This is a genomic window from Hyunsoonleella rubra (assembly GCF_042684665.1).
Classification (GTDB): Bacteria; Bacteroidota; Bacteroidia; order Flavobacteriales; family Flavobacteriaceae; genus Jejuia; species Jejuia rubra.
In genome coordinates this window covers 184,310-191,654 of sequence record NZ_JBHULY010000026.1, presented here as the reverse complement: position 1 = coordinate 191,654, position 7,345 = coordinate 184,310, and the positions used below count along the sequence as shown (strand labels likewise).

Below are 7,345 nucleotides of genomic sequence, written 5' to 3'. Positions count from 1 at the left end.
CAATTTACTGATTATCAGTAAGATGAACAACTTTTTTCTTTTAAATCATAATGCACAACGGGTTAATATTAGTTAATTTTAACTATTTCCTCGACCGAATGCTTTCGATAATTACCGTAGAAATAATCAATGATCCTCCAATAAACGTATTAGAAGTAGGTATTTCATTTAAAAAGAAATAGGCCAAAAGAATGCCAAAAAATGGTTGGGTGCTTAGAATAATACTGGCTGTGCTTACTGAAAAATATTTTAGGCTTTTTATAAGCAAGGAATGTCCAACTGCTGTAGCCAATAGGGCCAGCATAATAACATAAGGGTATTGAGTCGATATTTCTGAAGTTCCAAATATGAATAATACGGGAACAAGGACAATGGTTACTACCAATAATTGGTGCATCATAATCATGGTACCATTATGGGATTTTGAGCTTCCCTTCAACATTATATTACGAAGTGTAAATAGTATTGCGGAAATTACTCCCCAAATGACACCATTAAAATGGGAGTTTTCCGTGTTAAACTCTGGAGCCAAAATATAAACACCGATTAAAACCAAAATGGCCAATAGCAAATGAACCTTGTTGAATTTGGTTTTGGTGAGAATGGGCTCCAAAATTGCGGTAATTGCGGGATAGGTGTATAGCGACAGCATCCCAATGGATACGTTAGAAGTTTTTACGGAATGGAAATAGGTAACCCAATGTGCTCCTAAAAATAAGGCGCTGATTAAAACGGTTCTGGCGTCCTTTTTTGACCTAAATTTCAAATTTACCTTTTGAAGTTTGCAGAATGCAAACAGAAAAATCAGGGCTAATGCAGAACGCCACCAAATTATTACGGCAGTCGGCATTGCAATATATTTGCCCAATACCGCCGCAGAGCTTATTAAAACAGTAGCAAGTGTTAGTTCTAAAACATTTCTAAAATGTTGATTATTCATTTAAATTGACACTTGATTATGGCGTTCAAAAGTAGTTAAAATTTGCAGATACCTAATTTTTCCTATTGAGTAATGTGCTATTTTGTGTTACTTTTACCGTTTAGCTTTTTAAATTTATCGTAGTAGGTGATTGCCACACATTCCATAGACCAAGTTTTTGATACTGCCCGAGTTGAGGAGGTAATCGGCGATTTTGTACAATTGAAAAAGGCCGGTAGCAATTATAAGGGTTTAAGCCCCTTTAGCGACGAGCGAACGCCAAGTTTTATGGTATCGCCAGTAAAACAGATTTGGAAGGATTTTAGTACTGGAAAAGGTGGTAATGTTGTTGCCTTTTTGATGGAGCATGAACATTTTACCTATCCAGAGGCTATTCGCTATTTGGCAAAAAAATATAACATTGAACTTGAGGAAACTCAGCAAAGTGATGCTCAAAAGGAAGCTGCCAACGAACGTGAAAGTCTGTATCTGGTCAGTGAATTTGCTAATGTTTATTTTCAAAAGATTTTGAACAAAACAGACCAGGGCAAATCTATCGGATTAAGTTATTTTAAGGAACGTGGTTTTACCCCCGATACCATCAAAAAATTTGATTTGGGCTATGCCTTGGATGAATGGCAGGCCTTTACGGATGAGGCTTTAAAGCAAGGTTATCAGCTCGAGTTTTTAGAGAAAACAGGACTTACGATTGTAAAGGGTGAAAAGCGTTTCGACCGTTTTAAAGGTCGCGTAATGTTCCCTATTAAAAGTATGAGCGGGCGTGTACTTGGTTTTGGTGGCCGAATTTTGATAAATGATAAAAAGGCAGCAAAATATCTGAACTCCCCCGAAAGCGATATCTACCATAAAAGCAAAGTGCTTTACGGTATATACAATGCAAAACAAAGCATTGCTAAGGAGGACAATTGTTATTTGGTGGAGGGTTATACGGATGTGATTCAATTCCATCAAACCGGAATTAAAAATGTGGTATCTTCTTCGGGAACGGCTTTAACTTCGGAACAAATCCGTCTGATCAACCGACTTACCAAAAACATTACAGTTCTTTTTGATGGGGATGCAGCCGGAATGCGTGCATCACTTCGGGGTATCGATTTGATATTGGAACAGGGAATGAACGTTAAGGTATGTTCTTTTCCAGAAGGAGAAGACCCAGACAGTTTTGCCAAGCAAAACACCTTGGAGGAGCTTACACTTTACTTAGATGAACAGGCTCAAGATTTTATTCAGTTTAAGGCGTCCATTCTTTTTGAAGACTCCAAAAACGACCCCATAAAAAAGGCTGAAACTATTCGCGATATTGTCAATAGCATTTCCAAAATTCCAGATACCATAAAAAAGGAGATTTATGTTAAGGAATGTTCCAAAATTATGGATATCAGCGAAGAAGTGCTGTTTAGTACTTTAGCTCAAATCAGTAAAAAAGAACATCAGGAAGAGAATAAAAAGTTCAAAAAAGAACAGCAGAGTTTTGAGGTAATACGCCATGAACAGCCACAGGAAAAAGTGGATGTGCAATATATTTTGGAGCGAAAGATTATCGAAATTTTATTGCTTTACGGCAATAAGACCGAGGATTTTGAGGATTTAGTACTAAAAGAAAATGAACAAGGTGAGCTAGTGCGAGAACCAGTCATTCAGCAGGCCAAAGTGTTCGAAAAAATTTATCTGGATCTTCAGGAGGATGAAATGGAATTTTCAGATCCTCAGTTCAAGGATTTGTACTACACAGTGATTGACAAGTTAAATCAAGAAGACAAAAATTTTGAGTTGAGAAACTTCATTAATGCACTTGATGCCAATACGGCCAATGAGATTACCAACATCTTAATGGAAGATGAACGCTATACTTTGGACGATTGGCACCGAAAGAATATATTCCCAAAGGAAAAAACACAAACGGTCTCGCAATTAGTGAGCGAGACCATTCTAAATCTTCGATGCTTTTTAATAGAGCAAAAAGTACTGGAATGTCAGCAAAAAACATTGGAGCACAAATCTGAAATTAACAGGTCTGTGCTGGAAGAAGTCAAAGAATACTCCAACCTCAAAATGTTGCTGTCAAGAAAATTGAGCCGAGTATTATAGGTCTAAAAACTTCGCTTGATTTACTAGGTCAACTAGATTGTCCACCTTTAGTTTTTTCATCAAACGTGCTTTATACGTACTCACAGTTTTTTCATTGATATCCAATTCCTTGGAAACTTCCTTGTTCTTCTTTCCAATGGCCAAAAGTTTTAACACTTCAGTTTCCCTTGTAGAAAGTTTTTTAAAGAATGTGCCATTTTTGTTGTTTCGGCTCCCAAATGCAAGTTCTTGGGTCAACTCATTGCTCAGGTGGATGCCACCATCATGAACTTTGGAAACAGCTTCACTTACGGTAATAACATTTTCGTTTTTGGAAACGTAACCGGCAGCTCCAGCCTTAATAGAGTTAAAGCCATAAACGTTTTCAGGCTGGGCACTGAACATCAATGCCTTTACATCTGGAAAGTCAGACTTTATGTGCCTTAGCACGGTTAAACCATTTAATTTAGGCAAATCAATTTCAGTCAAAAGAACGTCAACGGGTTCTTTTCTGAGAAAGTCCAAAACGGCTTCGCCATTGTCAACACTGCCGACGATTTTCACGTCAGAAGAAGCAGAAAAAAGGTGCTCAAGCCCTTTTCTAATAATAGGGTGAGGGTCTGCTATTAATAATTTAATCATAATTCTTAGGGTTTTAATTTACTATGATGTTGATTTTAAATGAGAGAATCATAGTATAGCTATAAGGGAATACACCCAAAGTGCAAAAATACTAAAATTTTTGATGATAATACAATGCCTAAATCAAATTGCTAGGAATTTCGCAAATTGGAATAGGAATCATCTTGTGTTTATTGTTATTATTGTAACGTTTGTAAATTCTGAAAACCTCTTGTTGTCGACCTGAAAAATCCTCTATAGTTTTGCCATCTTCATCCATTTTCATGGCCCATTCCAATTCTGGGTAGGATGCTCCAATCTGGTCCTCGTCGCTTCGGGCATCACCAAATAAACCGTCACTGGGCGCAGCTATCATAATGGATTCTGGTACTTTAAGGAACTCGCCAAGCATATACACCTGGGATTTCAATAAATATGCTATTGGGCTTAAATCAACGCCACCATCGCCATATTTTGTGTAAAAGCCTACCCCAAAGTCTTCAACCTTATTACCCGTACCGGCTACTAAAAGCGAATATAGACCTGCATAATAATACAAAGTAGTCATTCGAAGTCGTGCCCTCGTATTTGCCAAGGCCATGTCAATGGTGGCTTGGTCGCCGTCCATAAACACCTCAGTTTTAAATTCCTCAAAAACTGGAGTCAAGTCTGCTCGGGTATCACTTACATTATCAAACCTTGCTTTCAGTTGCTCAATATGTTCATGGGCGCGCGAAACATGGCTTTCTGCTTGATGAATAGGCATTTCAACGCAAAGAACGTTCATGCCGGTTTTTGCGCACAATGTGGAAGTTACGGCAGAATCAATACCGCCAGAAACACCAACAACAAATCCATTAACACCGGCATTCGTGGCATAGTTCTTCAGCCAGTTTACTATATAATCAACAACTTTTTCAGTTTGCATACAGCGAGAATTTTAATTTGGGAATAGTACCTTTGCAAACAAAAATAAAGCAAACACTCAATTAATAAAAATTTATAGCGTTTAGTTTTCTATGAAAAATTTGATATTCCCAGTACTGTTGATAGTGGTTATTTCCTGTGGAAAGGACAATACCTTGGAGCAGGAAATTGCGAAAGTAAATACGGATATTTCTGTAGAAAGGTTTGATTTGCTTTTTGGCGAAATTACGGAAGGCAATTTACCCGAATTGAAACGGGCCTACCCTTTTATGTTTTCCGAAAAGTTTCCCGATTCGTTTTGGATTGCGAAAACTAGGGATACCATTCAACGGGAGCTTTTTAGGGAAGTTGCTGAGGTATTTCCAAATCTTGATGAGGTGGAAATGGACATTGAATCGCTTTTCAATCATTTGAAATATTATTTTCCTGAATTTAGTATGCCAAGGGTGATTACCACAACTTCTATGGTGGATTACAGAAATCGGGTAATCGTTACCGATACCATTGCCATCATTGCACTTGATAATTATTTGGGTAAAGAGCATTTTTTTTATCAGGAAATTCAAAAGTATATCCGAAAGAATTTTGAAGCCAAGCAGATTGTGGTGGATTTGGCATCTGAGTATGCAGGACGGTACATTTATCAACCGCAGCGGAAAACTTTATTGGATGAAATGGTATACTTTGGAAAGCAATTATATTTTAAGGACATTATGTTGCCAAATGTTTCAGAGGCTGAACGTATGGGCTATTCTGAATCGGAATTTGAATGGGCCAGAGTCAATGAACACTACATTTGGCGGTATTTTATTGAGCGCGAATTGTTGTATAGTACCGATACCAAACTACTTAGCAGGTTTATCAATCCAGCTCCTTTTAGCAAATTTTATTTAGAAGAGATAGATGCCGATTCTCCAGGTAGATTGGGCCAATACATCGGCTGGCAAATAGTACGGGCTTACATGAAAAACAATGAAGTTTCCATAAAGGACATGCTACAAATGAAACCTGAGGATATTTTTAATAATTCAAAGTTTAAACCACGTAAATAATGGCAAATACAATCACATCAAAAATTGAGCTGAATGTTGAACTAGATGAAAACCGCATTCCTGAAAAGCTGTTATGGTCAGCGGAAGATGGGGGCATAAGTAATGCAGAGGCCAAGGCAATGATGCTGTCTGTTTGGGACGATAAAGCCAAAGAAATGTTGCGTATCGATTTGTGGACCAAAGATATGCCCGTTGATGAGATGAAAATATTCTTCCATCAAACTTTAGTGGCCATGGCCAATACATTTAACCGGGCGACCCAGGATGAAAAAATGACGGCAACCATGAAGGATTTTTGTGATTATTTTGCCGAAAAATTGGAATTGAAAAAATAAAGGATTTATTCAAACATCTCCGTAAAATACTTGTAAAACCAAGGAATTGTTTCAATCCCTTTAAGATAGTTCCATATCCCAAAATGTTCATTGGGGGAGTGGATGGCGTCGCTATCCAAACCAAAGCCCATTAAAATAGTTTTGCTTTTTAATTCCTTTTCAAATAAGGCAACAATTGGAATACTGCCTCCGCTACGTTGAGGAATGGGAGTCTTTCCAAAAGTGGTTTCATAAGCCTTACTGGCGGCGCGATACCCAACGCTGTCAATTGGCGTTACGTAGCCCTGACCACCATGATGCGGCGTTACCTTTACTTTGACGCCTTTTGGCGCAATACTTTCAAAATGAGTTTTGAAGAGTTGAGTAACCTCATCCCAATCTTGATGTGGCACCAATCGCATTGAAATTTTAGCAAAAGCCTTACTCGGGATTACCGTTTTAGCACCTTCGCCAATATATCCGCCCCAAATACCATTGACATCCAAAGTAGGCCTAATAGAATTGCGTTCATTCGTGGTAAAGCCTTTTTCACCATAAACAGCATCTATATCCAGAGCGTTTTTATAATTTTCCAAATTAAAAGGGGCCTTGGCCATTTCGTCGCGTTCTTCTTTGGACAGCTCTTCAACCTTATCGTAAAAGCCGGGGACGGTAATGTGGTTGTTCTCATCGTGAAGTGAGGCTATCATTTTGGTCAAAATATTGATGGGGTTTGCCACCGCACCCCCATATAAACCAGAGTGTAAATCCCGGTTTGGTCCAGTCACTTCAACTTCAACATAGCTCAAACCGCGCAATCCCGTGGTGATGGAGGGTACATCATTAGCAATCATTCCCGTATCAGAAATAAGGATAACGTCATTTGCCAGTTTCTTATGATTGTTTTTGACAAAGGTTGCCAAATTTGCGCTGCCCACTTCCTCTTCACCTTCTATCATAAACTTCACGTTGCATGGTATTTGATTGGTGGCTGTCATAAATTCCAATGCCTTTACATGCATATATAATTGGCCCTTGTCGTCACAGGCGCCCCTCGCAAAAATGGCACCGTCGGGATGCTTTTCAGTGGCTTTAGTAATAGGCTCAAAAGGGGGCGACTTCCATAAATCCAATGGGTCTGGAGGTTGCACGTCATAGTGCCCGTATATCAACACGGTCGGTAAATGTTTTCCAATGGTTTTTTCGCCATATACAATGGGGTAGCCATCCGTTGTACAGATTTCCACAGCATCACATCCCGCTTTTTCCAAACTTTTTTTGATGGCTTCGGCAGTTTTTAAAACATCATTTCTATAAGTAGAATCGGCACTTATGGATGGGATTTTAAGTAAATCGATAAGTTCATTGATGAAGCGTTCTTTGTGCTGTTTTATGTAAGATTGAATTGCGTTCATAGGATATTT

General features: G+C 38.5%; 7 protein-coding genes. 3 read left to right on the top strand and 4 right to left on the bottom strand.

What is annotated here, in order from left to right; translation table 11 throughout:
- Positions 1-82: 82 nt before the first annotated feature.
- Positions 83-940 carry a DMT family transporter gene (locus tag ACFSR8_RS12345; RefSeq protein ID WP_380292470.1) on the bottom strand — a complete coding sequence of 286 codons (858 nt, stop codon included), beginning with the start codon at positions 938-940 and terminating at the stop codon, positions 83-85.
- Between the two features lie 126 nt (positions 941-1,066).
- Here ACFSR8_RS12345 and dnaG point away from each other — a divergent pair, with 126 nt between their 5' ends.
- Positions 1,067-3,028, top strand: coding sequence for a DNA primase (gene dnaG / locus ACFSR8_RS12340; RefSeq protein ID WP_380292468.1), 1,962 nt, complete (start codon positions 1,067-1,069; stop codon positions 3,026-3,028).
- On the opposite strand, the gene ACFSR8_RS12335 is transcribed toward dnaG, so the two are convergent.
- Together ACFSR8_RS12335 and nadE are read right to left on the bottom strand one after the other, a co-directional pair.
- Entirely contained in the window at positions 3,023-3,649 is a 627-nt protein-coding gene (locus ACFSR8_RS12335) for a response regulator (RefSeq protein ID WP_380292466.1), read from the bottom strand. The two genes, dnaG and ACFSR8_RS12335, sit on opposite strands and share 6 nt — an antisense overlap.
- A gap of 118 nt (positions 3,650-3,767) precedes the next feature.
- Positions 3,768-4,556 carry an NAD(+) synthase gene (nadE, locus tag ACFSR8_RS12330; protein ID WP_380292464.1) on the bottom strand — a complete coding sequence of 263 codons (789 nt, stop codon included), beginning with the start codon at positions 4,554-4,556 and terminating at the stop codon, positions 3,768-3,770.
- 91 nt (positions 4,557-4,647) lie between these two features.
- Between nadE and gldB the strand changes: the two genes are divergently transcribed.
- The gene (gene gldB / locus ACFSR8_RS12325) at positions 4,648-5,607 is read left to right on the top strand and encodes a gliding motility lipoprotein GldB (RefSeq protein WP_380292462.1); all 960 of its coding nucleotides are present in this window, start codon (positions 4,648-4,650) and stop codon (positions 5,605-5,607) included.
- Positions 5,607-5,942 carry a gliding motility protein GldC gene (gene gldC / locus ACFSR8_RS12320; protein ID WP_380292460.1) on the top strand — a complete coding sequence of 112 codons (336 nt, stop codon included), beginning with the start codon at positions 5,607-5,609 and terminating at the stop codon, positions 5,940-5,942. Before gldB ends, gldC begins: the two co-directional genes overlap by 1 nt.
- 5 nt (positions 5,943-5,947) lie before the next feature.
- On the opposite strand, the gene ACFSR8_RS12315 is transcribed toward gldC, so the two are convergent.
- Positions 5,948-7,336, bottom strand: coding sequence for a dipeptidase (locus ACFSR8_RS12315; protein WP_380292458.1), 1,389 nt, complete (start codon positions 7,334-7,336; stop codon positions 5,948-5,950).
- Between the last annotated feature and the right edge of the window lie 9 nt (positions 7,337-7,345).

Coding starts and splice junctions, on each gene's coding strand:
- ACFSR8_RS12335 (WP_380292466.1), bottom strand. CDS start 3,649: ATGATTAAATTATTAATAGCAGACCCTCACCCTATTATTAGAAAAGGG.
- ACFSR8_RS12315 (WP_380292458.1), bottom strand. CDS start 7,336: ATGAACGCAATTCAATCTTACATAAAACAGCACAAAGAACGCTTCATC.
- gldB (WP_380292462.1), top strand. CDS start 4,648: ATGAAAAATTTGATATTCCCAGTACTGTTGATAGTGGTTATTTCCTGT.
- nadE (WP_380292464.1), bottom strand. CDS start 4,556: ATGCAAACTGAAAAAGTTGTTGATTATATAGTAAACTGGCTGAAGAAC.
- ACFSR8_RS12345 (WP_380292470.1), bottom strand. CDS start 940: ATGAATAATCAACATTTTAGAAATGTTTTAGAACTAACACTTGCTACT.
- gldC (WP_380292460.1), top strand. CDS start 5,607: ATGGCAAATACAATCACATCAAAAATTGAGCTGAATGTTGAACTAGAT.